Source organism: Streptomyces sp. NPDC003300 (assembly GCF_040610915.1).
Classification (GTDB): domain Bacteria; phylum Actinomycetota; class Actinomycetes; order Streptomycetales; family Streptomycetaceae; genus Actinacidiphila.
The window spans coordinates 101,160-125,408 of the sequence record NZ_JBEXNE010000023.1; the positions used below are offsets into that span (position 1 = coordinate 101,160).

The 24,249-nt window shown below is 72.8% G+C and carries 20 protein-coding genes; 10 read left to right on the top strand and 10 right to left on the bottom strand.

The genetic code is table 11. From position 1 onward, the window contains the following. Window positions 1–16: 16 nt before the first annotated feature. Window positions 17–907 (bottom strand): LysR substrate-binding domain-containing protein, encoded by an 891-nt coding sequence (locus tag ABZX65_RS28490; protein WP_355346010.1) that lies wholly within the window; start codon window positions 905–907, stop codon window positions 17–19. 96 nt (window positions 908–1,003) lie between these two features. On the opposite strand from ABZX65_RS28490, the gene ABZX65_RS28495 reads away from it, so the two are divergent. The 3 genes from ABZX65_RS28495 to ABZX65_RS28505 are packed head-to-tail and all read left to right on the top strand — an operon-like array spanning window position 1,004 to window position 4,514. Next, a complete protein-coding gene (locus tag ABZX65_RS28495) occupies window positions 1,004–1,708 on the top strand; it encodes a succinate dehydrogenase cytochrome b subunit (protein ID WP_355346013.1) in 705 nt (234 codons plus the stop codon). A 5-nt stretch (window positions 1,709–1,713) separates the two neighbouring features. Continuing rightward, complete coding sequence (locus tag ABZX65_RS28500; RefSeq protein WP_355346016.1) at window positions 1,714–3,768, top strand: fumarate reductase/succinate dehydrogenase flavoprotein subunit; 2,055 nt, start codon at window positions 1,714–1,716, stop codon at window positions 3,766–3,768. Beyond that, complete coding sequence (locus tag ABZX65_RS28505; RefSeq protein ID WP_355346019.1) at window positions 3,765–4,514, top strand: succinate dehydrogenase/fumarate reductase iron-sulfur subunit; 750 nt, start codon at window positions 3,765–3,767, stop codon at window positions 4,512–4,514. Before ABZX65_RS28500 ends, ABZX65_RS28505 begins: the two co-directional genes overlap by 4 nt. Before the next feature lie 31 nt (window positions 4,515–4,545). On the opposite strand, the gene ABZX65_RS28510 is transcribed toward ABZX65_RS28505, so the two are convergent. Next, window positions 4,546–4,767 carry a hypothetical protein gene (locus tag ABZX65_RS28510; protein ID WP_188282053.1) on the bottom strand — a complete coding sequence of 74 codons (222 nt, stop codon included), beginning with the start codon at window positions 4,765–4,767 and terminating at the stop codon, window positions 4,546–4,548. Window positions 4,768–4,959: 192 nt separating this feature from the next. Here ABZX65_RS28510 and ABZX65_RS28515 point away from each other — a divergent pair, with 192 nt between their 5' ends. Then, window positions 4,960–5,328 (top strand): DUF427 domain-containing protein, encoded by a 369-nt coding sequence (locus ABZX65_RS28515; RefSeq protein ID WP_355346023.1) that lies wholly within the window; start codon window positions 4,960–4,962, stop codon window positions 5,326–5,328. 89 nt (window positions 5,329–5,417) lie between these two features. Here ABZX65_RS28515 and ABZX65_RS28520 read toward each other — a convergent pair whose 3' ends face one another. After that, complete coding sequence (locus tag ABZX65_RS28520) at window positions 5,418–6,269, bottom strand: hypothetical protein (protein WP_355346026.1); 852 nt, start codon at window positions 6,267–6,269, stop codon at window positions 5,418–5,420. After that, on the bottom strand, window positions 6,269–7,549 hold the full coding sequence (locus ABZX65_RS28525) for a VWA domain-containing protein (protein WP_355346029.1): 1,281 nt from the start codon (window positions 7,547–7,549) through the stop codon (window positions 6,269–6,271). Before ABZX65_RS28525 ends, ABZX65_RS28520 begins: the two co-directional genes overlap by 1 nt. A gap of 204 nt (window positions 7,550–7,753) precedes the next feature. On the opposite strand from ABZX65_RS28525, the gene ABZX65_RS28530 reads away from it, so the two are divergent. Next, window positions 7,754–8,614, top strand: a complete 861-nt coding sequence (locus ABZX65_RS28530) for a hypothetical protein (RefSeq protein ID WP_355346032.1) — start codon at window positions 7,754–7,756, stop codon at window positions 8,612–8,614. A 55-nt stretch (window positions 8,615–8,669) separates the two neighbouring features. On the opposite strand, the gene ABZX65_RS28535 is transcribed toward ABZX65_RS28530, so the two are convergent. Next, window positions 8,670–9,692, bottom strand: a complete 1,023-nt coding sequence (locus tag ABZX65_RS28535) for a LacI family DNA-binding transcriptional regulator (protein WP_355346035.1) — start codon at window positions 9,690–9,692, stop codon at window positions 8,670–8,672. A gap of 173 nt (window positions 9,693–9,865) precedes the next feature. On the opposite strand from ABZX65_RS28535, the gene ABZX65_RS28540 reads away from it, so the two are divergent. Then, window positions 9,866–11,836 carry a discoidin domain-containing protein gene (locus ABZX65_RS28540; protein ID WP_355346038.1) on the top strand — a complete coding sequence of 657 codons (1,971 nt, stop codon included), beginning with the start codon at window positions 9,866–9,868 and terminating at the stop codon, window positions 11,834–11,836. 74 nt (window positions 11,837–11,910) lie between these two features. Here ABZX65_RS28540 and ABZX65_RS28545 read toward each other — a convergent pair whose 3' ends face one another. From ABZX65_RS28545 to ABZX65_RS28560, 4 genes are all read right to left on the bottom strand, one after another. Next, on the bottom strand, window positions 11,911–13,200 hold the full coding sequence (locus tag ABZX65_RS28545; RefSeq protein ID WP_355346041.1) for a benzoate/H(+) symporter BenE family transporter: 1,290 nt from the start codon (window positions 13,198–13,200) through the stop codon (window positions 11,911–11,913). Then, window positions 13,200–14,804: an amino acid adenylation domain-containing protein gene (locus ABZX65_RS28550; protein WP_355346044.1), complete on the bottom strand. Its 1,605-nt coding sequence runs from the start codon at window positions 14,802–14,804 to the stop codon at window positions 13,200–13,202. The genes ABZX65_RS28545 and ABZX65_RS28550 overlap by 1 nt, the downstream gene beginning before the upstream one ends. Before the next feature lie 236 nt (window positions 14,805–15,040). Beyond that, window positions 15,041–15,541: a hypothetical protein gene (locus ABZX65_RS28555; protein WP_355346047.1), complete on the bottom strand. Its 501-nt coding sequence runs from the start codon at window positions 15,539–15,541 to the stop codon at window positions 15,041–15,043. Continuing rightward, window positions 15,538–17,541 (bottom strand): DNRLRE domain-containing protein, encoded by a 2,004-nt coding sequence (locus tag ABZX65_RS28560; RefSeq protein WP_355346050.1) that lies wholly within the window; start codon window positions 17,539–17,541, stop codon window positions 15,538–15,540. The genes ABZX65_RS28555 and ABZX65_RS28560 overlap by 4 nt, the downstream gene beginning before the upstream one ends. A gap of 450 nt (window positions 17,542–17,991) precedes the next feature. Between ABZX65_RS28560 and ABZX65_RS28565 the strand changes: the two genes are divergently transcribed. From ABZX65_RS28565 to ABZX65_RS28575, 3 genes are all read left to right on the top strand, one after another. Next, the gene (locus tag ABZX65_RS28565) at window positions 17,992–18,903 is read left to right on the top strand and encodes an oxidoreductase (protein WP_355346053.1); all 912 of its coding nucleotides are present in this window, start codon (window positions 17,992–17,994) and stop codon (window positions 18,901–18,903) included. 148 nt (window positions 18,904–19,051) lie between these two features. Beyond that, window positions 19,052–19,576: a hypothetical protein gene (locus tag ABZX65_RS28570; protein WP_355346056.1), complete on the top strand. Its 525-nt coding sequence runs from the start codon at window positions 19,052–19,054 to the stop codon at window positions 19,574–19,576. Between the two features lie 77 nt (window positions 19,577–19,653). After that, complete coding sequence (locus tag ABZX65_RS28575; protein ID WP_355346059.1) at window positions 19,654–22,146, top strand: tetratricopeptide repeat protein; 2,493 nt, start codon at window positions 19,654–19,656, stop codon at window positions 22,144–22,146. Between the two features lie 85 nt (window positions 22,147–22,231). Here the strand turns inward: ABZX65_RS28575 and ABZX65_RS28580 are convergent, their stop codons facing one another. Then, window positions 22,232–22,990, bottom strand: coding sequence for a DeoR/GlpR family DNA-binding transcription regulator (locus tag ABZX65_RS28580; protein WP_355346062.1), 759 nt, complete (start codon window positions 22,988–22,990; stop codon window positions 22,232–22,234). 234 nt (window positions 22,991–23,224) lie between these two features. On the opposite strand from ABZX65_RS28580, the gene ABZX65_RS28585 reads away from it, so the two are divergent. Beyond that, the gene (locus ABZX65_RS28585; RefSeq protein WP_355346065.1) at window positions 23,225–24,046 is read left to right on the top strand and encodes an endo alpha-1,4 polygalactosaminidase; all 822 of its coding nucleotides are present in this window, start codon (window positions 23,225–23,227) and stop codon (window positions 24,044–24,046) included. The last annotated feature ends 203 nt before the right edge of the window (window positions 24,047–24,249 follow it).

The window sequence follows — 24,249 nt, forward strand, 5'->3', positions numbered from 1 at the left end:
GGTCTCCCGCGCGGCTTCAGGTCTCCCGGTGGGCCGCGGTCAGAAGGACTTCCTGGAGGACCCGGGCGGCCCGTGGCGGAGCCACGTCACTGCGGTGGGCCAGGGCGATGGTGCGGCGCAGCCCCGGCCGGGCCAGCGGTGTGACCCGCAGGTCGTGACCCGCGCGGGCGGCGACCATGCTGGGGACGACGCCCAGACCGAGCCCGGCCCGCACGAAGCCGAGCACGGCGTCCATCTCGCCGCCCTCGACGGTGAGGTAGGGCTCGAAGCCCGCGGAGCGGCAGGCGGCGAGGGTCAGGTCGCGCAGGTCGTAGCCGTGCCGGAACATCACCATCGGGCGGCCTTCGAGGTCGGCGATCCTGACCGGTGAGCGCGGCGGCTCGGCCGCGGCCGAGGAGATGACGACCAGATCCTCCTGGAAGAGCTCGACGGTGGTCAGGGCGGGCGACGGGTTCGGCAGCGGCAGCACCACCAGCGCCAGGTCGAGGCCGCCGCGCGCCAGCTCCCGTACGAGATCGTGCGACCCGCTCTCCTCGATCAGCAGCCGCACCCCGGGGTGCCGGTCGTGGAAGACGCGCAGCACGTCGGGGAGCAGGCCGGTGCACAGGCTCGGGGTGGCGCCGAGCCGGACCCGGCCGCGCCGCAGCTGAGCCAGCTCCAGCACCTCGTGGCGGGCGGTTTCGGCGTCGGCGAGGATCCGCCGGGCCAGCGGCAGCAGCGCCTCCCCGGCGTCGGTGAGCGCGATGTTGCCGCGCGCCCGGCTGAACAGGGGCGCGCCCAGCTCCGTCTCCAGCGCGCGGATCTGCTGCGACAGCGACGGCTGCGAGACATGCACCCGCTCGGCGGCGCGGGTGAAGTGCCGGGCGTCGGCGACGGCCACGAAGTACGCGAGCTGCTGGAACTGCATGGGTCCCACGATAACCCGGCGATAGGCCCAGGCTATGGACACGAGCCAGATCATGTCTTGGACCACTCGACTCCGGTGACCGTAACGTCTGTGGACATGGCACTGGCAACGCGGACGGACCGACGTCCGTCGATGGCGCGCACGGTCTGGGGCTCGACCGTCGGCAAGAAGACGATCATGGCGGTGAGCGGCCTGATCATGCTGCTGTACCTGGTCGTCCACATGTTCGGCAACCTCAAGATCTTCTTCGGGTCCGGCAGCTTCAACGAGTACGCGCACTGGCTGCGCACCATCGGAGAGCCGTTCCTGCACTACGAGTGGGCGCTGTGGATCATCCGCGTCGTGCTGGTCGCCGCCGTCGTGCTGCACGGCGTGTGCGCGTACCAGCTCAGCCGCCTCGACCGGCGCGCCCGGCCGGTCGCCTACGCCCATCCGCGGCCGCGCGCCAGCTACGCCACCCGCACCATGCGCTGGGGCGGCGTGATCCTGCTGCTGTTCATCGTCTGGCACATCCTCGACCTGACCACCGGCACCGTGCAGCGCGGCTTCGTGCCCGGCCACCCGTACCAGAACGTCGTGGCCGCCTTCCACGACTGGTGGAACAACGTCATCTACATCGTGGCGATGCTCGCCCTCGGCCTGCACATCAGGCACGGCTTCTGGAGCGCCGCCCAGACCCTCGGCGCGGGCAGTGCCACCCGTGACCGGGTGCTCAAGGCCACCGCGAACGCACTCGCACTGGTGCTGACGGCCGGCTTCATCGCCGTACCCGTCGGCGTCATGACCGGAATCGTGAGCTGACTGACATGCCCGAGACCTCCGAGACCCCCGACAGCCCCGAGCTTTCCGCGACGACCGCCGCGACCGACGCCGCGCCCGCGCCGTCCGGCTCCGCGCCGTCCGACTCCGCGCCGTCCGACTACGCGCGGTACGCGACCGGCGAGCCCCTCGCCGACACCAAGGCACCCGAAGGCCCGATCGAGGACCGCTGGGACACCCGCCGCTTCACCGCGAAGCTGGTCAACCCCGCCAACCGCCGCAAGCACACCGTGATCGTCGTCGGCACCGGGCTCGCGGGCGGCTCCGCGGGCGCCACACTCGCCGAACAGGGCTACCACGTCGTGCAGTTCTGCTACCAGGACTCCCCGCGCCGCGCCCACTCGATCGCCGCGCAGGGCGGCATCAACGCCGCGAAGAACTACCGCAACGACGGCGACTCCGTCCACCGGCTCTTCTACGACACCGTCAAGGGCGGCGACTTCAGGGCCCGCGAGTCCAACGTCCGCCGCCTCGCCCAGATCTCGGTGGAGATCATCGACCAGTGCGTCGCGCAGGGCGTGCCCTTCGCCCGTGAGTACGGCGGCCTGCTCGACACCCGCTCCTTCGGCGGCGTCCAGGTCTCCCGCACCTTCTACGCCCGCGGCCAGACCGGCCAGCAACTGCTGCTCGGCGCCTACCAGGCGCTGTCCCGGCAGATCGCCGCGGGCAACGTCGAGATGCACCCGCGGACCGAAATGCTCGACCTGATCGTCATCGACGGCAGGGCCCGCGGCATCGTCGCCCGCGACCTGATCACCGGCGAGATCCGCAGCCACTTCGCGGACGCCGTGGTGCTGGCCTCCGGCGGCTACGGCAACGTCTTCTACCTGTCGACCAACGCCATGAACTCCAACGCGACCGCCGTCTGGCGGGCGCACCGGCGCGGCGCGTACTTCGCCAACCCCTGCTTCACCCAGATCCACCCCACCTGCATCCCGCGCACCGGCGACCACCAGTCCAAGCTCACGCTGATGAGCGAGTCGCTGCGCAACGACGGCCGGATCTGGGTGCCGCGCACCAAGGGCGACACCCGCCCGCCCGGCGAGATCCCCGAGGACGAGCGCGACTACTACCTGGAGCGGATCTACCCCTCCTTCGGCAACCTCGTACCGCGCGACATCGCCTCCCGCGCCGCGAAGAACGTCTGCGACGAGGGCCGCGGCGTCGGCCCCGGCGGCCAGGGCGTCTACCTGGACTTCGCCGACGCCATCGCGCGGATGGGCCGCAGGGCGGTCGAGGAGAAGTACGGCAACCTCTTCGAGATGTACGCGCGGATCACCGCCGAGGACCCGTACGAGGTCCCGATGCGGATCTACCCGGCCGTGCACTACACGATGGGCGGCCTGTGGGTGGACTACGACCTCCAGACCACCGTGCCCGGCCTCTTCGCGATCGGCGAGGCCAACTTCTCCGACCACGGCGCCAACCGGCTCGGCGCCTCCGCGCTGATGCAGGGCCTGGCCGACGGCTACTTCGTGCTGCCGGCCACCATCAACGACTACCTGGCCCGCCACCCGGGGCGCGAGGAGATCGGCGCCGAACACCCCGTCGTCCAGGAGGTCCTCGCGGAGACCGAGGACCGGCTCAATCTGCTCCTCGCCGTCGACGGCGACCGCACCGCCGACTCCTTCCACCGCGAGATCGGCGAGCTGATGTGGGAGTTCTGCGGGATGGCCAGGACGGAGGAGGGGCTGCGCAAGGCGCTGGACCGGATTCCGCAGATCCGGGACGAATTCTGGCGCCGGATCAAAGTGCCGGGCAGCGGCGCGGAGTTCAACCAGTCGCTGGAGCGCGCCAACCGCGTCGTGGACTACCTGGAGCTGGCCGAGCTGATGTGCCTCGACGCGCTGCACCGCGCCGAGTCCTGCGGCGGCCACTTCCGCGAGGAGTCCCAGACCCCGGACGGCGAGGCCGCCCGCCGGGACGAGGAGTTCTCCTACGCCGCCGCGTGGGAGTTCACCCGGACCGGCGACGCGCCCGTCCTGCACAAGGAAGACCTCGTCTTCGACTACGTACACCCCACCCAGCGGAGCTACGCATGAAGCTCACCCTGCGCGTCTGGCGCCAGAAGAACACCGAAGCGCCCGGCGCCATGGCCACCTACCAGGTCGACGACGTCTCACCCGACATGTCGTTCCTGGAAATGCTCGACACGCTCAACGAACGGCTCACCGTCGAGGGCGAGGACCCGGTCGCCTTCGACCACGACTGCCGTGAGGGCATCTGCGGCGCGTGCAGCCTGGTGATCAACGGCGACGCGCACGGCCCGGAGCGCACCACGAGCTGCCAGCTCCACATGCGGTCCTTCCGGGACGGCGACACCATCGACGTCGAGCCGTGGCGGGCCGCCGCCTTCCCCGTCGTCCGCGACCTGGTCGTGGACCGCTCGTCGTTCGACCGGATCATCCAGTCCGGCGGCTACGTCAGCGTGCCCACCGGCGCGGCGCCCGAAGCACACGCCACGCCCGTACCCAAGGCCGCCGCCGACTCCGCGTTCGAACACGCCGAGTGCATCGGCTGCGGCGCCTGCGTCGCCGCCTGCCCCAACGGCTCCGCGATGCTCTTCACCTCCGCGAAGGTCAACCACCTCAACGTGCTGCCGCAGGGCGCGCCGGAGCGCGAGACCCGTGTCCTCGACATGGTCGCGCGGATGGACGAGGAGGGATTCGGCGGCTGCACGCTCACGGGGGAGTGCGCCACCGCCTGCCCCAAGGGCATCCCGCTGACCTCGATCACCGCGATGAACAAGGAGTGGCTGCGGGCGGCCCGCAAGGTCCCACGCCGTTAGGAACCTTCGGGGTCCCCACGCCGTTGGAACCTCAGAGGTTGGTGAGCTTGGTGTACGGGCTCATGATGCGCTTCTGGAGCGAGCCGAAGTCGACGATCACCGCGACGCCTTCCTCGACTCCGGTGACCCGGCCGAGGCCGTACACATCGTGGGTGACCCGATTGCCCACGGCGAACTCCTTCGGTGGCGGCGCCACCGGGGCTTTGAAGGGACTGGTGGGCAAAAAGCGCTTCGCTGCATCAGGCTTTGTCATTGTCACCAGTATGCGCCAGTCGGCGGTCCGATTGTCCCGTCGGACGACGCATCTGCGACTACCCGCCAGCCGTCCTTGACCCGTATAGACCTGTCTGTCTACCCTCGGTGGGTATCGCCCAGGACAGGCGGACCGCGGCAGATCCCCCCAGGTCACCTCGGGTCCATCCAGGTTCTACTCATGGAGCCCCCCATGGCACGCACGGTCAAGACACCCGGTCCCGACCACCCCATCACGGTCGAGCCGAACCCGGAGCGCATCGTGGTCAGGGCCGCGGGCAAGGTCATCGCCGACACCACCCACGCCCTGACCCTGCGCGAGGCCGACTACCCGCCGGTGCAGTACATCCCGCTCGCCGACGTCGAGGCCGACGCCCTGCGCCCGACCGAGTCCCAGACGTACTGCCCCTACAAGGGCGACGCCTCCTACTACTCCCTCGTGACCGCGGACGGCGAGATCACCGACGCGGTGTGGACGTACGAGAAGCCGTACGACGCGGTCGGCACGATCGCCGGACACGTCGCCTTCTACCCGCAGCACGTCGAGGTCGCCGCGCGGTAGCGCTCGCGTGGCAGTGGCCGCGTCGCAGCCGTCGCACGCGAGAAAGGAGGGCCCGTCCGGTCGGACGGGCCCTCCTCGCGTGCCGTGCCTCAGTCCCGGTATCCCACGGGCTCGCGGGGCCGCTCAGGGGTGCGCGGGTCCCGCCGAGACCGGATCGGACCCCGGGCGAGTCGGTGCGCGCCCAGACCGGCCAGAGCGGCCAGCAGACCGCCGCCGCCGGTCCACAGCCAGCGCGGCGACCACCAGGTGCCCGCCCAGCCGTCGCCCGGCGCCACATGCGGCGCGTACGCCGACACCACGGGCGTCACCGAGCCGTCGACCGCCTGCTGCCCCGCCGTGCCCTCCGACGTGGCCTTCACGGCCGCCTTGACCGGCTGGCCGAGGTCGGCCGCGGGCAGGTCGAGCACGGTCAGCCGCAGGAAGTAGCCGCCGCGCAGCGGATCGTTGGACCAGGTGTCGGCCCACGAGCGGATCGCCCGCAGGTGGCAGACCAGCTCGACCGAGCCCGCGTCGGCCGCCACGGACCTGCTCTGCGCGCCGTATCTGCACGGCTGGCGGCGCCGCAGCCCGTCGTACACATCGAGCTGCCAGGTGGACGCGCCGTGCCGGGCCGCGGTCTCGGGGAAGGTGACGGTGGCCTTCACCGTCACGTTCTGCCCGCTGTCGGCGGGGAACGTCCAGTACAGGTAGTCGCCCGCCGACGCGTCCGCAGTCGCCTCCTGCCCCTGCCGGACGACGGCGGCGGTACGGAAACTCGTCCCCGCCTCCGTCGGCGCGGTGTCGCCGTCGCCGGGAGCGGCCGTACCCGTGCTCGCGCTCGGGTCGGCCGACGGGTCGTCGGCGACCGCGCCGCCCGCGCTCAGGGCCAGCGCCGCGGCGGCCAGCAGCCCCGCCGCGGTGACCGTCAGCAGCCGTACGGCCTTACGTGGTGACGTACGCATCAGACGGTCCTCCCCGTGTTCAGACGCCAGCGGGACACCCAGCCCGACAGCAGGCCGAGGACCGCGCCGGCCACGGCCAGCGTGCCCAGCAGCCACCAGCCGCGCCCGAGGCCGAAGAAGGCCACGTCGGAGGGCTGGTCGGGGGAGTCCACCAGGTCGATGGAGAGCTCCACCGGCAGACCGGGGGTGGTCTTGACCGACGGCGCGGCCGAGAAGGAGTTGCCGACCTGGAGGCAGACCGTCTCCGGCGGGGTGTCGGAGTCCGCGTGCGGCTTGGGGTAGCGGATACCGGCGGACACGACGTCGGTACGGCCGGTGCCGCCCTCGTCGTCCCTGACGATCTCCCGGCCGTGCGTGGTCACGCCACGCAGCAGGACGCCGTAGTTCGCGTTCACCGCGCGGTCGGCGGAGACGCTCACCGAGGCGCGCAACTCCTGCCCCGGCGGCACGTCCACCCGGTACCAGCGGTTCTCCGAGAACAGCTCGCGGTCGGTGTAGATCCCCGCCTTGAGCTGCGGCGCGTCCGCGCACTGCGCGGCGCCCCGGGCGGCCACCGGAGCCACCACGGCGTCGGTGCTGCGGCCCACCAACTGCTTGACCTTGGTGGTGAGCTGCTGCCGGTGCTGGACGGCGGTGTACGTGCCGCCGGTCGCCTCCGCGATGCACGTCAACTGGTTACGGGTCGAGGAATCCGGGATCAGGCCCAGCGTGTCGATGACCAGATGGATGCCCTTGGCGGCGATGTCCCGCGCGACGTCGCACGGATTGAGCGGCGCGCAGGTGTCCTCGCCGTCGGTGATCAGCACCAGGCGGCGGGTGCCGTCGCCGCCCTGGAGATCGTCGGCCGCCTTGAGCAGCGCGGGGCCGATCGGCGTCCAGCCGGTGGGCGCCAGCGTCGCCACCGCGGCCTTGGCCTCGGTGCGGTTCAGCGGGCCGACCGGGTAGAGCTGCCGGGTGTCCTTGCACCCGGTCTTGCGGTCGTTGCCCGGATAGTCGGCGCCGAGCGTCCTGATGCCCAGCTCCACGTTCTCCGGCACCGAGTCCAGCACGTCGTCGAACGCCTGCTTCGCGGCGGCCATCCGCGACTGCCCGTCGATGTCCTTCGCCCGCATGGAGCCGCTGACATCGAGCAGCAGTTCCACCTTCGGGGCGGCTTGCGCCGTCGGCGTCGCCGGTGTCGTGGGTTCGTCGGCGACCGCGCTCGCGGGCAGCAGACCGCAAGCCAGGACGACCAGCAGGCCGCAGCCAACTCCGGCCGTCAGTAACCTTCTTATGATCATCGCCGGATCGTAGTGAAGGTAGTGTCAAAACCTGAAGTCGGCCGGTCGGCGGCCGGTGCGGGACCGTGCCAAAGCGGACGGACGGGGACGGACCACGGGCGGGGACGACGAGCGCGCGCCGGGCCGGGGAGCCGCCGGGGCCGCGCGCCGGCAGGTGGTGCGCCGGGGGTGGACGTGCGCGGCGATCTCAGTAAAGTGGCGGATATGACGCTACTGGCCGGTAGGAAATGTTTCCGGGTGCTCGAACCGCTGCACTCGATGGTGTACTTCGCGCCCGAGACGCAGGCGGCGCTGGTCGCGGCCGGGCTGGAGAACAACCGCATGTGCTACTTCGCGGGCCGCGCCGCCGCCCTCGGCCCGGTCGGCCCTGCCGTCGTGACGAGCACCTTCTACAACTTCAGCCCGTCCCTGGTGGCCCGACACATCCCGCTCGCCTGGACCCTGGCCGCCCCCGAGGACATCACCGCGGCGCGGCTGCGCGCGGTCGACGCCGTACAGCGCCGTCTGCTCGGCGACGCCGTCGACTCCCCGGAGATGGCCGAGGCCGCCGAACTCGCCCAGCGGGCCGCCGAGGCGTGCACCGGCGGCGACCGTATCCTCTACGCCGCCCACGCGGCCCTGCCGTCGCCGAAGGAGCCGCACCTGGCCTTCTGGCACGCCACCACGCTGCTGCGCGAGTACCGCGGCGACGGACACCTCGCCGTCCTGCTCTGCGCCGAACTCGACGGCCTGGAAGCCCTCGTGACCCACACCGCGACCGGCAAGGGCTTCCTGCCGGGCTTCGCCAGGACCCACCGCGGCTGGAGCGAGCAGGAATGGGACGCGGCCGTCGCCCGGCTGCGCGACCGCGGCCTTCTCGACGCCGACGGCTCGCTCACCGACCAGGGTGTCGAACTGCGCCGCCACATCGAGTCCGAGACCGACCGTCTCGGCCGCGCCCCCTACGAGCACCTCGGCGAGGCCGGCACCGCCCGTCTGACCGAGATCGCCCAGGGCCTCACCATGCGCGCGCTGGCCGCGGGCGCCTTCCCCGAGGGCGTCTTCGCGACCGGCTCCAAGCGCTGACGCACCTGTCGCCGACTCCGGGCGGCCCACCGGCCCCGGACGTCCTCCCCCCGCGTCAGCGGGGAGGCGTCGGGGCCGGGCCCGTCGAGCCGCGGACCACCAGGTGGGTGGCCAGTTCGACGTGGAGGGTGTCGACCGTGTGGCGGTCCAGGAGCCGCATCAGCAGGGAGACCGCCATCCGGCCCATCTCTTCGAGCGGCTGGCGGACGGTGGTGAGGCGGGGCACGGTGCTGCGGCTGAGGTCGATGTCGTCGAAGCCGGTGATGGAGAGGTCCTCGGGGACGCGCAGGCCGCGTTCGTAGGCGGCGCGCAGCGCGCCGACGGCGGCCTTGTCGTTGAACGCGACCAGCGCGGTCGGGGGTTGGGGGAGGTCGAGGAGTTCGCAGGCGGCCCCGTAGCCCCAGTCGGCGGTCGGCTCGATGCTGCGCAGGAGTTCGGGGGAGGGCAGCACCCCGGCGTCGGCGAGGGCCGAAGTGTGGCCCGCGAGACGGGACTTGCTGGCGAGCCAGTCGCCCGGTCCGCCGATGACGCCGATCCGGCGGTGGCCGAACTCCACCAGGTGCGCGGTGACGCTGCGGGCCGCGGCGAGGTTGGCGGCCGAGACCGAGGCGATGTCGCGGGGGAGCGGGGTGCGCGGGTCGACGACCACGAAGGGGAAGTCCTGGGCCCGCAGGACCTCCAACTCCCTTTCCGGCTCGGGCGGGACGATGAGGATCGCGCCAGCGATGCCCGGGTCGCCCGGCAGCCCCGGCAGCACCTGGACCTCGCGCGCCGCGTCGCCCGCGCTGAGCACCACGCGCCTGCCGTGCAGGTCCAGCGTCTCGGCGATCGACGAGACGATCACACCGAAGTAGTCGGTGAGGACATACGGGCAGCGCACGTAGATCGCGCCGTCCGCCGCGCCGCGCCGGACGGGGGCCGGGGCCCCCAGCCGTTCGACCGCCCGGCGGACCAGCGCCTGGGTGTCGGGGGCCACGTTGGCCTGTCCTGTCATGACCCGCGACACGGTGGCGATCGAGACGCCCGCCTCCGCCGCGATGGCGCGGACCGTCACGCGGGTGCCCGGTGACCTAGCCAACTGTTACACCCGTTCGTTTCATATGCGCAGCTTAGCGCCCCGACCCATCAGGGTCACGGCAGGATCGGTACAAGGCATTGACAGCGCACGCCGCCGACCGCTTACCTGATTTTCGCCACGGTTCCAGAAAACGTTTCATTCCGTTTCAGAGTGAGTGCTGCCCGAGGAGAACGATGAGGAGACGCGCCGTAGGTGCCGCCGCTGCCACAGCCGCCGCACTCTGCCTGGCCTGCGTACCGGCCGCCCAGACGGCCGCCGTCACCCCGACGGCCGCCACCGCGGCCTCCCCCTCCCGCCCGGCGCCGCCACCCCGCGCCCAGGTGTGGCTGACCACGGCCGACGGCGCCCAGGAACTACGGCAGCAGGCGCCGGTCGACTTCGGCCGGGGACCGTCCGACCTCACCACCATCACCGTCGACCCGAACCAGAGCTACCAGAGCGTGGACGGCTTCGGCGGCGCGCTCACCGACTCCTCGGCCGCCGTCCTGAGCCGACTGCCGCGCACGACGCGGGACTCCGCGATGCGGCAGCTCTTCGACCCCGCCCGCGGCATCGGCGTCAGCTTCCTGCGCCAGCCCATCGGCTCCTCCGACTTCACGGCCTCCACCGCCCACTACACCTACGACGACATGCCCGCGGGGCAGACCGACTTCGCGCTGCGCCACTTCAGCATCGCGCACGACCAACGGCAGATCCTGCCGCTGCTGCGCCAGGCGAAGCGGCTCAACCCCCGGCTCACCGTCATGGCCACGCCCTGGAGCCCGCCCGCGTGGATGAAGGACGGCGACTCGCTGGTCGGCGGCCACCTCAAGGACGACCCGAAGGTCTACGACGCCTACGCCCGCTACCTGGTGAAATTCGTCCAGGCGTACGCGGCGGCGGGCGTGCCCGTCGACTACCTGACGGTGCAGAACGAGCCGCAGAACCGTAAGCCCTCCGCGTACCCCGGCACCGACCTGCCCGTGCAGGCGCAGGTCAAGGTGATCGAGGCGCTGGGACCGCTGCTGCACCGGGCCAGCCCGCGCACCAAGATCCTCGCGTACGACCACAACTGGACCACGCACCCCGACGACATCAAGACCGCCGAGCAGATGGGCGAGGACCCGCAGACCGACTACCCGTACGAGGTGCTGGACAGCCCGGCCGCCCGGTGGATCGCGGGCACCGCCTACCACTGCTACTCGGGCGACCCCAGCGCGCAGAGCGCGCTGCACGACGCGCACCCCGACAAGGGCATCTGGTTCACGGAGTGCTCCGGCTCGCACGGCGCGACCGACACGCCCGCGCAGATCTTCCGCGGCACGCTGACCTGGCACGCGCGCACGATCACCGTCGGCACCACGCGCAACTGGGCGAAGTCCGTCGCCGACTGGAACCTCGCGCTGGACGCCGACGGCGGCCCGCACAACGGCGGCTGCGACACCTGCACCGCCCTGCTGACCGTCCAGCCGGACGGCACGGTCACCCCCAGTGCCGAGTTCTTCACCATCGGCCACCTGTCGAAGTTCGTCCGGCCGGGCGCGGTACGGATCGGCAGCACCAACTACGGCACGACCGGCTGGAACGGCCAGCTCACCGATGTCGCCTTCCGCAACCCCGACGGCTCCACCGCGCTCGTCGTGCACAACGAGAACGACGACCCGCGCTCCTTCGCCGTCGCCGTCGGCGACCGGACCTTCGCATACTCCCTGCCCGGCGGTGCGCTGGCGACCTTCACGTGGCCCAGATCGGCTGATCTGACCAGCCGGTCGCACGCGGTGCCGCTGAACGGCGCGAGCGCCACCTCCCAGCCCGCCGGGCAGGGCGCCCCCGACCTCGCGATCGACGCCGACGGCTCGACCCGCTGGTCCAGCGGCGCGGCCCAGACCCCCGGTCAGTACGTGCAGATCGACCTCAAGAAGCGCACCGCGTTCTCCCGCGTCGCCGTCGACAGCGGCGACAACCTCGGCGACTACGCCCGCGGCTGGCAGATCTCGACCAGCGACGACGGCGTCACCTGGCGGACGGCCGCCGCCGGTACGGGAACCGGGCAGCTCACCGTCGCCGACCTGCCCCGTAGGACCACGGCACGCTATGTGCGCGTCACATCGACGGGCACGGCGGCCAACTGGTGGAGCCTGGCCGATCTGCGGCTCTACCGCTGAGCCGAGGCGTTCAGACCCGACGCGTCACCCCGGGGCAGCCGCGACCTCCAGGAGGTCGCGGCTGCCGCCGCGTGTCACGCGTCCGCCTCCGGTACGGGACGCGCCGCCGCCTCCGGCCCGGCGTCCGCCGCTGCCGCCCGCTCCGTCCGGCGCGCCTGCCACTGCCTCGTCGCGTACAGCGCGCCGCCCGCGCCCAGGCCCCAGAAGGCGCCACTGACGCCGAAGAAGGTCACGCCCGAGACGGTGACGACGAGCGTGACGACCGCCGACTCGCGGTGGTCGGCGTCGGCCATCGCGCCGGTCAGGGAATTGCCGAGGGCGCCGAGCAGCGCGAGTCCCGCGACGGCCTCGATGACATTGGGCGGTGAGGCGTTGACGAAGGCGACCGCCGCCGCCGCGCCCAGGCCCAACAGGATGTACGCGCCGCCGGCGACGACCGCGGCCCGGTACCGCTTGCGCGGGTCGGGCCCCGCCTCCTCGCCCGCGCACAGCGCGGCGGTGATCGCCGCCAGGTTGACCGCGTGCCCGCCGAAGGGCGCCGACAGCAGGCTGAAGACGCCGGTCCAGCCGAACAGCGGCCCCGGCTCCGGGTGGTAGCCGTTGACATTGAGCACCGCGATGCCGGGGATGTTCTGCGACGCCATCGTCACCACGTACAGCGGCAGCGCGATGCCGATCACCGCGGAGGCGGTGAAGTGCGGGGTGACCAGCACCGGGTGCGGCCACAGCGGGCCGAGCGCGGCCGTGTCGATGTGCGTGGTGGCGGCGATCAGGACGACGGCCACGACCACCGCGGCGGGCACCGCGTACAGCTTCCGGACACTGCCGACGACCGCCCAGGCGAGGATCACACCGAGGCCCACCGCCGGGTCGGACTTGACCGCGTGCGCCGGAGCCAGGCACAGCGGCAGCAGGATGCCCGCGAGCATCGCGTTCGCCAGCGGCTTCGGGATCGCCGAGACCCACCGGCCGAGGGGCTTCCACAGCCCGGAGATCACGACGAGCACCCCCGTGAGCAGGAACGCGCCCACGGCCGCCGCGAATCCGCCGTGCGTACCCGCGGAGCCCGCCAGCAGCGCCGCGCCCGGCGTCGACCAGGCGATGCTGATCGGCAGCCGGGAGCGCAGGCTCAGGTAGATCGCGCACAGGCCCATCGCCACGCACAGCGCCATCAGTCCCGACGCGGCCTCGGCGTGCGACGCGCCGACCTTGCTGAGCCCTTCGAGCACCACCGCGAAGGAGCTGGAGAAGCCGACGAAGGCGGCGATCAGGCCCGCAGTCGAGGCCCGGAGGAGGCCGGAGCGCGCGGAGTCACCGCCGGGCTCGTCCCGGACGGGCTCCGGGGCGGTGGTGCGGACGGGCATCAGGTCTCCTCCGGGGCCGGCCGGCGCGCGTGGGCGGCGAGCAGGGCCGTGCGGTCGATCTTGCCGCTGGCGGTCAACGGCAGGGTGTCACAGAGCTGGATGCGGGCCGGGACCATGAAGCCGGGCAGCAGCGCGCGCAGATGGGCGCGGAGCGCCTGCGGGGTGCAGGCCGGGTCGTCGGTGACGACGAACGCCCACACCGGCTTCTCGCCGCGGGCGCTCGCGGTGACGAAGCTGCGCCGGACGGCCGGGTGCCGGTCCAGATGGTGGGCGATCTCGCCCAGTTCGATGCGGTAGCCGTTCACCTTCACCTGGTCGTCCCTGCGGCCGTGGAACACCGCCGCGCCGTCCGCCCGCAGATGCCCGTAGTCGCCCGTCCGGTACAGCCGTTCGCGTACGCCGTCGACCTCGCGCTCCACGAACAGCCGGGCGGTCAGCTCCGGCATCCCCAGATATCCGGGCGACAGACCGTCCCCCGCCAGCCAGATCTCGCCCGCGCGCCCCGGCTCGCACAGCTCACCGCCGTCGTCGCCGTCCGTGTCGATCACATACAGCCGGGTGTTCTGGATCGGCCGGCCGATCGGCAGTTCCGCCGCGTCGGCGGGGAGCGCGTCGACCCGGTGGTACGTGGCGAAGGTGGTCGACTCGGTCGGTCCGTAGACGTGCACCAGGCGGCCGGGGCCGTAGCGGCGTACGGCCTGCGCGAGCCGCGGCACCGAGGCGCGCTCGCCGCCGGTCAGCACGGTGGCCACCGTGTCGAGGGCTTCGGGTGCCTCGTCCAGCACGGAGTTGAACAGCGCCGTGGTCAGGAACAGCACATTGACCCGGCTCTCGCGCAGCACCCGCCCCAGCTTCGACAGGCTCAGCCGCGCGTCGGGGTAGAGCACGCAGGTGCCGCCGGTCAGCAGCGCGCCCCAGATCTCGAAGGTCGCCGCGTCGAAGGTCACCGGCGCCAGTTGCAGCAGCCTGCCGCCCTCGCCGAGCCGGGCGTAGCGGGCGCCGGACACCAGCCGGACCACACCGCGGTGCCGGACCGGCACCCCCTTGGGGCGGCCGGTCGAACCCGAGGTGAAGTTGACGTACGCGACGGCGTCGCCCGTGACCTCGACCTCCGGGCCGCGCTCGCTCTCCGCGACACCGCCCCGCGTCACCGGGACGGTCCGGCAGCCGTCGAGCCGGTCGGCCAGCTCCGCCGGCCGGTCGGTGAGCACCCACCGGCAGTCGGCGTCCGACAGCAGCGCGCGCAGCCGCTCGTCCGGCCAGGACGCGTCGAACGGCAGGTAGCAGCCGCCGCATTTGAGGACGGCGAGCAGTGCGACGACCAGTTCGGGAGAGCGGTCGAGGCACACGCCGACGGTCGCGCCCGGCGGGAGTCCGCGCGCCAGCAGGTCACGGGCGAGGCCGTTGGCGAGGCGGTCGAGCTGCCCGTAGCCGACCGTGCGCGCGCCCTGTTCGACCGCGGGCGCTTCGGGCCGCAGCCGCGCGCGCTCCTCGAACAGCGCGGGCACACCGCTGTCGCGCGGATAGCCGACCGCCGTGGCGTTGATCTGCCGGTGCGCGGCCAGGGCCGCCTCGGACGCGGTCACCCGGCGCAGCGCCGACACCTCCGGACGGATACGGCGTGCCGTCGGCGGTGTGCTCGACGAACCATCACGTCCCGCGCTTTCCCAGGCTCGGCGTTTGCTTGACCACCGGGCCCGCGCGCCGTAGGAGGTGACGACGGCGAAGGGGACGGCTCGGGCATCGTAATCCGCGGCCCCGAAGGAGCGCGCGCCAATTCCGATACCCGGACCGTCCCCGGCGCCGACCGGCCCGCCGCGCGGGCGGGCCGGTCGATCCGCTACCGGAGCAGGCTCTTGTACTTCGGGCAGAGATACGTGATCGCGTCCTTCGCGTCCGCGATCTCGCCGTCCGCGATGGCCTCCTTCGCCAGCTTCGGACTCGCGTCCGCGGTGTTGGCGATCCGGTCGCAGGACTCCTGGCCGGTCTGGAGAACGGCGGCCGGGTCCATGCCCTTGGGCACCTTTCCGACCAGATAGCTCTTCTGCTGGTCGGTGAACGTGCCGGTGGCCGGGGTGAGCTGGGATTCGGGCAGGGTCGACTCCTTGGCGTCGGCGCCGTTCGCACCGCCGTCGCCGCCCGGACCGGTCGAGGCCGAGGCGGACGGCTCCGCGGTGCCGTCGGGGCCGATGGCGGGCGCGGAGGAGGCCGGGCGCTCGCTGGTGGGGGCGGCGCGTTCCCGCGCCGCGTCCGCGTGTCCGCCGCCGCATCCGGCCAGGACGGCCGCGGCCGTCGTCACGATGACGACGGCCGTGGCGAACCGGCCTCTGGTCGCGGTCACGGCTTCGCGAAGGTCAGGACGAGCTGCGGATGTCCCGACGTGCCGGGCGCGTCCTTCGACCAGAACCAGGCCGAGTCCGTGCCGGTGGACGTCACCGCGAGATCGTACGGACCGCCGAGCCCCGGCGTCAGCGCCGCCGCGGTGAGCGTCGCGGTGTAGTCGGTCTGGAGCGCGGTCGGCGCGGGCACCGTGCCGAGCACCGTCGGGTCGAGCGTGGGACGGGTGTTCCAGGTCACCCCGGTCTCCGTCCAGCTCCCCGTCACACGCTGCACATTGAGCGTGTCGACCGAGTTCGCGATGGCGTCGGAGCTGGTGCGCAGGGTCAGTCGCGCGCTCGTGAGCACCATGCCGCCGGGCGCGGCGGGCAGGTCGAACCGCAGGTACGTGTGGTATGCGGACGTGCCGCGCACCGCGAGCTGCTGGTCCGGGCCGTAATTCGCCGAGGGCGCGCCCGCGTTGACGTAACTGTCCGCCGTCGCGTTGAGCGTCACCGTCGAGGACGTCGGCGCGCCCGGCGTCGTGACGGCCGCCGCGGCCGACTTGGCACTGGTGTTGCCGGGCGCGTCACCCGCCGTGACCTGGTACGCGTACGTGGTGCCGGGTGAGGCGGCGGTGTCGGTGAAGGTCAGCGTCGGGCGGATCCAGAACTTGGAGTCACCGGTGACCGTGCCGACCTGCGTGCCGTCGCGGTAGATCCTGTACGTCAGCGTCGAGTCGTCGAGGTCGAGGCTGGCCTGCCAGCTCACCCGTACCCCGCCGGACACGTTCGCCGCGGTCACCTGGAGCGGTACGGACGGCGCGCGCGTGTCGGGGCCGCTCGGGAAGCGGACCAGGCCCTGCTGGAGCCGGTTGCCGTTGCTGGCGATCCGGGTGAACTCGCCGCCCACCCACAGGTAGTCCGTGCCGCCGCTGGAGGCGGTGGTGAGGGCCCGCGGGCCGATCTTCTCGGTGCCCGCCGGGCCGTCGTCGGTGTCGGGGAACCAGCCCAGCAGCGGCCTCGGGTTGTCGACGGACTCCGCGAGCAGGTGCTGCCGGTCGTTGTTGAGCTGCGGGAACTGCTGCATGCTGGAGCAGTCGTGCGCGTGCGAGCCGCTGTACAGCACGCCCTTGTAGACGGTGACGGCCTGGGTCGCGCCCAGGCAGGTGTCGCGCCAGCGCTGGTTGAGGTCGCTGAAGTTGAGCGCGATGCGGCCGTCGAAGACACCGCCGCCCGTGCCCTCGTTGGCGGTGAAGAAGCCGGTGGCGTCCCTCGTGAGGTCCTGCACGGTGGAGGTCGCCGAGATGAAGCCCGGATAGGTCTTCACATTGGCGCCGGTCGTGGCGTTGACCACGGCCAGCGCGTGCGAATTGACCCCGTTGACGGTGTTGAAGTCGCCGCCGATGACGAGCCTGGTGCCGTCCGGGCTGAGCACCATGGCCTTGCCCGCCTTGTCGGCGTTGGCCGTGAACGGCTTGAGCGCGCCCGTGGTCGTCAGCGCGGCGAAGCGCTGCCGGGGCTGCCCGGCGACGGTGAGGAAATTGCCGCCGATGTACACCGTGTCGTTCGTCGCCACGATGCTGCGGACCTGCGCCGAGACCGACACCTTGAACGTGGTCCTCACGGTGCAGGTGGCGATGTCGATCGCCGCCAGGCTGCTCGACGGAACGCCGTTCACCGAACCGAAGGTGCCCCCCGCGTACAGCGTCGACTCGTCCGGTGAGACGGTCAGCGCCCGAATCGTCGCCGTGCCCGAGCCGACCGTGAAGGACAGCTTGCAGGACGTCGGCGCGCCCGTGGCGGCGTCGAACGCCTGGAAGTTGAGCGCCTGCTGCTCGCCGGTGCCCGCGGCGGCGCCCGGCGGCCGGACGGTGGAGAAGGTGCCGCCCGCGAAGACCACACCGTGCGCCTGGGCCAGCGCCCACACGACGCCGTTGGTCTGCCAGGTCGGCAGGTCGTCCGCGGTCATCGCGACCGGCGCGGTGAGCGCGGACGCGGACTGCGCGGCGGTGAATCCGATCATCGAAGCCGCCGCCAGTGAGAAGGCAGCGGTTATTGCCCCAGCTCTTCGCATGAGCCCCCCTGAGCTCTGTGCTGTTCCCCCAGCGGTCCCAAACGGCCGCAAGATGCGACAAGGTTAACGTTTGGTCCGCTTTGGGGTCAGCCTCCCCGTAACGACTGTTGCACTCCTGTAGCCCAGCGGCCGGGGAGGGGGACACGGCGGGCACGCAGCGGCGCCGCGCCGATTCCGCTTCGGCCGGATCCGGTCCCCGCCGGGCGGTCCCGAAATGTTTCGGTGCGGTGCCAAGAACGACTATGACCCGGCATGACCTGCGGGCACAAGGCCGAGCGGCCCGCGCGGTCCCGGTCGCGACGGTGATGCGCGACACTCCCGCTGGACTCCGGATGTGGCCTGAATGTCACCTCGACGTCCCTCGGGGGCGGCTGTGGGCCGCCGTGGGAGAATCCTCCGATGACTTCTGAGACGACGATCACCGCGGATGCCGCGGGCACGTGGACGCTCGGCGATCTGACCGTCAACCGGATGGGCTTCGGGGCGATGCGGCTGCCGCAGGACGGCAGGGCGTTCGCTCCCGACAGCGGCTCCAGCGACCGCGAGCGCGCGATCGGCGTGCTGCGGCGCGCGGTCGAACTCGGTGTGAACCACATCGACACCGCCGCCTTCTACTTCTCCGCCCTGCGCTCGGCCAACGAGCTGATCAACCGGGCGCTGGCGCCGTACCCCGACGACCTCGTCATCACCACCAAGGTCGGCCCGGGGCGCGACCCTTCGGGCGCCTGGCTGCCCGCCGCGACGCCCGCGCAGTTGCGCGGACAGGTCGAGGAGAATCTGCGGCAGCTCGGCCGGGACCACCTCGACGTGGTCAACTACCGCAATCAGGGCGCGGACTCCATCGCCGAGCACTTCGGCGCGCTCGCCGAACTGCGCGAGCGCGGGCTGATCCGCCACCTCGGGATCTCCAACGTCGGGCCGCGCCACCTCGCCGAGGCCCGCGCCATCGCGCCGGTGGTGTGCGTACAGAACAAGTACGCGCTCGGACTGCCCGGCGAGGACGACGACTTCCTGGACCTGTGCGGTGAACAGGGCGTCGCCTTCGTGCCGTTCTTCGCCATCGCGGGCGCGGGCCGCGAGTCGGGGGCGGGCGCAGCGGAGAGCGAGCAGGTGCTGGCCGCGGCCCGCGCCCACGGCGTGACCGCCGCCCAGATCAGGACCGCCTGGACCCTCCAGCGCGGCCCGCACGTCCTGGCCATCCCCGGCACCGGCAACCCCGACCACCTGGTGGAGAACGTGGCCGCGGGCGCGCTGCGGTTCACCGCCGACGAACTGGCCGCCCTGGACGCGCTGCACCACGGGGGCGCCTGAGGAGCCGAGGTACCCCGGCCGGGGCCGGAGTTGACGCGTGTGCACCGTGGGTCGTCTGTGGAATCGTGTGCCCGCGGTGCCAATTCGCGACGGCTTGCCGAGATCGGATGCCGGGCCGCGCGCGGCTGGCTACCGTCGGTGGAGACGAGTGAGCGCATGGGGGTACGGGGTGACGGGTGTCGAGGCCGCGGTCGGCCATGTCTGCGTGTGGCTCACGTGGCGAGCGAGCGGTGCCGAGCAGCGGCGGCACGACCTGGACGAGGTCCAGGTCGGCGAACTCGACCGGCTGTACTCGCTGGTCCGTGTGCTGCTCGGCGAGGACCCCGCGCTGCGGCTGGCCACCGAGGAGTGCGCCGCCCCTGACGGCGCGGTCACCGAGCGGACCAGGCGCCGCCTGACCGACGCGCTCGACGAGGCCGTCGAGCGGGACGCGGCGCTGGCCACGGCGCTGCGGCAGGCGGTGGACCGGCTGCGGGACCGTCCCTACGGCGGCGGACCGCCGGGCGGCCCGCCCGCCGGGACGACGGCGGCCACCGGTGACGGGATCGCGGTCGGCGGCGACGTCGACGTACGAGCCCGGGACGGGTCCGTGGCGTCGTTACGGATGGGGGACGTACGGATGGGGGACGTACGGATGGAAAACCCTCCTCTGCCGGGTCCGCCCCAGGGCTGAGCGCACCCGGAGCCGTCCCCGCCCCTTTGTCCGCGCCGCCGTACGCACCACCCGCGCCGCCGTACGCACCCGCGCCGGTGGCGCCGCCGCGCGCGCCGGAGCCTTCGGACACCGTCCCGACGCTGCCGATGCTGCCCGCGGCCACCCCGTCGCGGGTCCGCGCCGAGGGCCGGAGCCGCACGGAGGCCGAGGCCCGGCCCCGTACCGACGCCGAGGCCCGGTCCCACGCGGCCCCGGCCCCTGCCCCTTCCGCCGTCACCGCGGCCGGCGGCGGTGTCGCGGCGGGCGTCGCGGGCGACATCCACCAGCACCACCACTGGCATGTCGTGCCGCGCTCGCCGGTCAACTGGCCGGTCAGGGTCGGCGTGGTGCCCCGGTCGGCCGACTGGTTCCAGCACCGGGACGTGATCCACGCCCTGGACACCGCGCTGACCGGCCCCGGCACCGCCGTGGTCTGCCAGGTGCTCACCGGCATGGGCGGCGTCGGCAAGACGCAGCTCGCCGCCCGGCGCGCCCACCACGCCTGGCGGGCGGGCGAGGTCGACCTGCTGATGTGGGTCACGGCCTCGACGCGGCAGGCCGTCATCGACGCGTACGCCGACGCCGCCGCGAGGGTGCTGCACATCGAGCGGGACGAACCGGCGCGCGCCGCGCAGGAGTTCCTGGCCTGGCTGGAGCCCGGCCCCGGCGCGGCGGCCGGACACTGCCGCTGGCTGCTGGTCCTCGACAATGTGACGGACCCCGCCGACCTCACCGGCCTGTGGCCGCCGGACCACCCCCTCGGCCGTACGGTCGTCACCACCCGCAGCCGGGACGCAGCCCTGACCGGCGCGGGCCGCCGCATGGTGACCGTCGGCCTGTTCACCCCGCGGGAGGCGACCGGCTATCTGACGGAGGCGCTCGCCGCGCGCGGCCGGGTGGAGGCGCCCGAGGAGGTCGCGCTGCTCGCCGAGGACCTCGGCAGGCTGCCGCTGGCCCTGTCCCAGGCCGCCGCGTATCTCATCGACGCCGACATCGGCTGCCACGACTACCGCGCGCTGCTGGCGAACCGGGCCCGGCTGGCCGACCTCAGGCCGCCGACCCTGCCCGACGACCAGACCGCGGGCGTGGCCGCCGTCTGGTCGCTGTCGGTGGACCGCGCCGACGCCCGCGGTCCCCGGGGTCTGGCCAGGTCCCTGCTGGAGCTGGCCGCGCTGCTCGACCCGAACGGCATCCCGCAGCCGGTGCTCACCAGCGGGCCGGTCCGCGACCACCTCACCCGCGTCGTACGCCGGGCCGCCCCCGAGCAGTGCCCGGCGCGCGGGATCACCGAGCAGCAGACCGTACGGGCCCTGCGCGATCTGCACGGGCTCAATCTGATCGACCACACCCCGAAGACCGGGCACCGGGCGGTCCGTGTCCACCAGCTCATCCAGCGGGCCGTCCGGGACACGCTCGGCGAGGCGGACCACGACGCGCTGGCCCGTACCGCGGCCGACGCCCTGACCGCGGTCTGGCCGGAGGTCGAGCGCGACACCGACCTCGCGCAGGCGCTGCGCGCCAACACCACGGCGCTGACCGGCAAGGCGGAGAGCGCCCTGCACCGCCCGCACGCGCACGCGCTGCTCTACCGGGTCGGCGAGAGCCTGGGCGTCGCGGGCCAGGTGGCCGCCGCGGCCGGGCATTTCAGGCTGCTGGCCAGGACCACCCACCAGCACCTGGGCCCCGACCACCCCGACACCCTCGCCGCCCGCCACGACCTGGCGTACTGGCGGGGCGCGGCGGGCGACGCGCAGGGCGCGATCAGCGCCTTCCGCGAACTGTTCGCGGACCGGCTGCGGGTGCTCGGCCCCGACCACCCGCACACGCTCACCACCCGCGGCAACATCGCCTACTGGAGCGGCGAGGCGGAGTACGCGCAGGACGCGGAGGACGCCGCCACCGCGCTGGAGGAGCTGCTGGCGGACCGGCTGCGGGTGCTTGGCCCCGACCATCCGGACACGCTCAGCACGCGGCACAACATGGCCCGGCTGCGCGGTCGCGCGGGGGAGACGGCCGAAGCGGCCGAGGGGCTACGGGAGTTGCTGGTCGACATGGTGCGGGTGCTGGGCCAGGACCACCCTGACACCCTGACCACCCGGCACGACCTGGCCTACTGGCAGGGGCGCGCGGGGGACGCCGAGGGCGCGGCGCGCGCCTTCGAGGAGCTGCTGGCCGACGCGGCGCGGGTGCTGGGCCCGGACCATCCGGACACGCTCACCACGCGGCACAACATCGCGCGGCTGCGCGGGCGGGCCGGGGACGTCAGCGGCGCGGCGCGCGCCTTCGAGGAGCTGCTGGCGGACCGGCTCCGCGTGCTGGGCCCGGACCATCCGCACACGCTCACCACCCGGCACAATGTCGCGCGGTTGCGGGGGCGGGCGGGGGACGCGGCAGGCGCGGCGCGCGCCTTCGAGGAGCTGCTGGTCGACATGGAGCGGGTGCTCGGTCCCGAGCACGGCGACACGGTCATCACCCGGCACAACATCGCCTACTGGCGTGAGGAGTCGGAGGTGCTGACCCTGCGCGTCAGGCGCGCCCCGGCGCCGTGAACGACGGTCGCCGCTTCCCGGTACCGCTGAACAGCGGTCGGCGCGCCCCCGCGCAGCACGCGGCCGACCGTGGCGGGAGAAGCGCTCAGCCGACCGTCACCCGTACGCCCGCGCCCGCGATACGGGCCAGCTCGGCGTCCGGCGCCGCGCCGTCGGTCACCAGGTCGTGGATCTCGGCGAGCGGGCAGATCTTGGCGAGCGTGGCCCGGCCGATCTTCGTGTGGTCGGCGACCACGACCGTACGGTCGCTGTTGTCGGCGAAGGCGCGGTCGGTGCCGCCCTCCAACTGGTCGTGCGTGGTGCAGCCGTGGGCCGCGCTGATGCCGTCGACGCCGAGGAAGGCGATGTCGGTGTGGTAGCTGGCCAGGGTCTTCTCGGCGATCGGGCCCACCAGCTCATAACTGGCGTTTCTGGCGTTGCCGCCGATCACGACGAGCGTCACGTGCTTGTGCAGAACCAACTCGGCCGCGATGTTCACGGCGTTGGTGACGACGGTGAGCGGTCCGCGGGCGGCCAGCAGCCGGGCCACCTCCGTCACCGTACTGCCGCCGTTCATGCCGACCACCGCGCCGTCCGGCACCAGGGCCGCCGCCGCCCTCGCGATGGCCTGCTTCTCCGGTCGGCTGCGGCCCGCGCGGTGCTGGAGCGGGACCTCCAGGTCGACCGGGCCGACCGCCGCCCCGCCGTGGGTGCGGCGCAGCAGGTGGAGTTCGCTCAGGTGCTGGAGGTCGCGGCGGACGGTGGCCGTGGAGACGCCGAGCAGCCGGGACAGCTCGTGGACGTCGATGCCGCCCCTGGCGGAGACATGCTCAAGTATGCGCGCATGACGCTCAGTTCTCAGCATGCGTGCAGCATAATGCGCACTCCGATGCGTAAGTGAGCATGATTTGCGCAGAAGAGGGCGGTTGACATGACGAATTCTGCGCGGTTAACTCCTGGCGAACGTCGGAGTTGAGCACCGACGTCAGAGGTACGCCTAGCCGGTGGGCGGCCGTGCGCCGCAAGCCCGGACAAAGTCGCCAGGATCGCTGTCAGCGTCCGAGGCGGGGACGTACCCCCCATCATCAGGAGCTCGATGATGCGCATGAATCGTGTCCGGTCCCGTCGGAGTCTGGCCGCCCTCGCGGCCGTCGCCGCAGTCGTGGCTGTCCCCTCACTCGCTCCCGATTCCGCAGGGGCCGCGCCCCAGTCCGTCTCCCCGCCTCCGGCGCACGCCGGATTCGACTACCAGATCGGGGGCCCCTACACCCCGCCCGCCGGTGTCTCCGTGGTCAGCCGCGACTACACCGCTCCGGCCGCCGCCGGGGTCTACAACATCTGTTACGTCAACGCCTTCCAGGCCCAGGAGGGCGCCGAGGGCCAGTGGGACGCCGACCTGCTGCTGCGGGACTCCAAGGGCGCCGTCGTCAAGGACAAGGACTGGAACGAGGCGATCCTCGACATCCGCACCGCCGACAAGCGGCAGCGGATCGCCGCCAAGGTCAACGGCTGGGTCGACCAGTGCGCGGCCAAGGGCTTCCAGGGCGTCGAACCCGACAACTTCGACACCTACGACCGCTTCTCCGGCTACCTGACCAAGGCCGAGGCCGAGTCGTACATCAAGCTCCTCTCCGCCCACGCGCACTCCAAGAACATGGCGATCGCGCAGAAGAACACCCCGCAACTGTCCGGCGACCGGGTCGCCAACGGCCTGGACTTCGCCGTCGCCGAGGAATGCGCCACGTACAACGAGTGCGGCGACTACACCTCCGGCTTCGGCAACAACGTGATCGTCATCGAGTACACCGCCAAGGGCCTCCAGAAGGCGTGCTCGGGTTACGGCACGAAGCTCAGCGTCGTCCGCCGCGATGTGGACGTCGTACCGCTGGGCACCAGCGGATACGTCCGCCAGACCTGCTGACCCGCTGAACCCGCCGACCGGCTGTTCCGCCCGCCCGGCCGACCACGCCGGCCGTCGGGACCGCCGACCGGCCGCGGCCGGCGCCCGGGGCCGCCCCCCCCCGCGCCCCCCGGCCCCCCCCCCCCCCCCCCCCCCCCCCCCCCCCCCCCCCCCCCCCCCCCCCCCCCCCCCCCCACCAACCCCCACTCGGGGGCGCCGCGAAC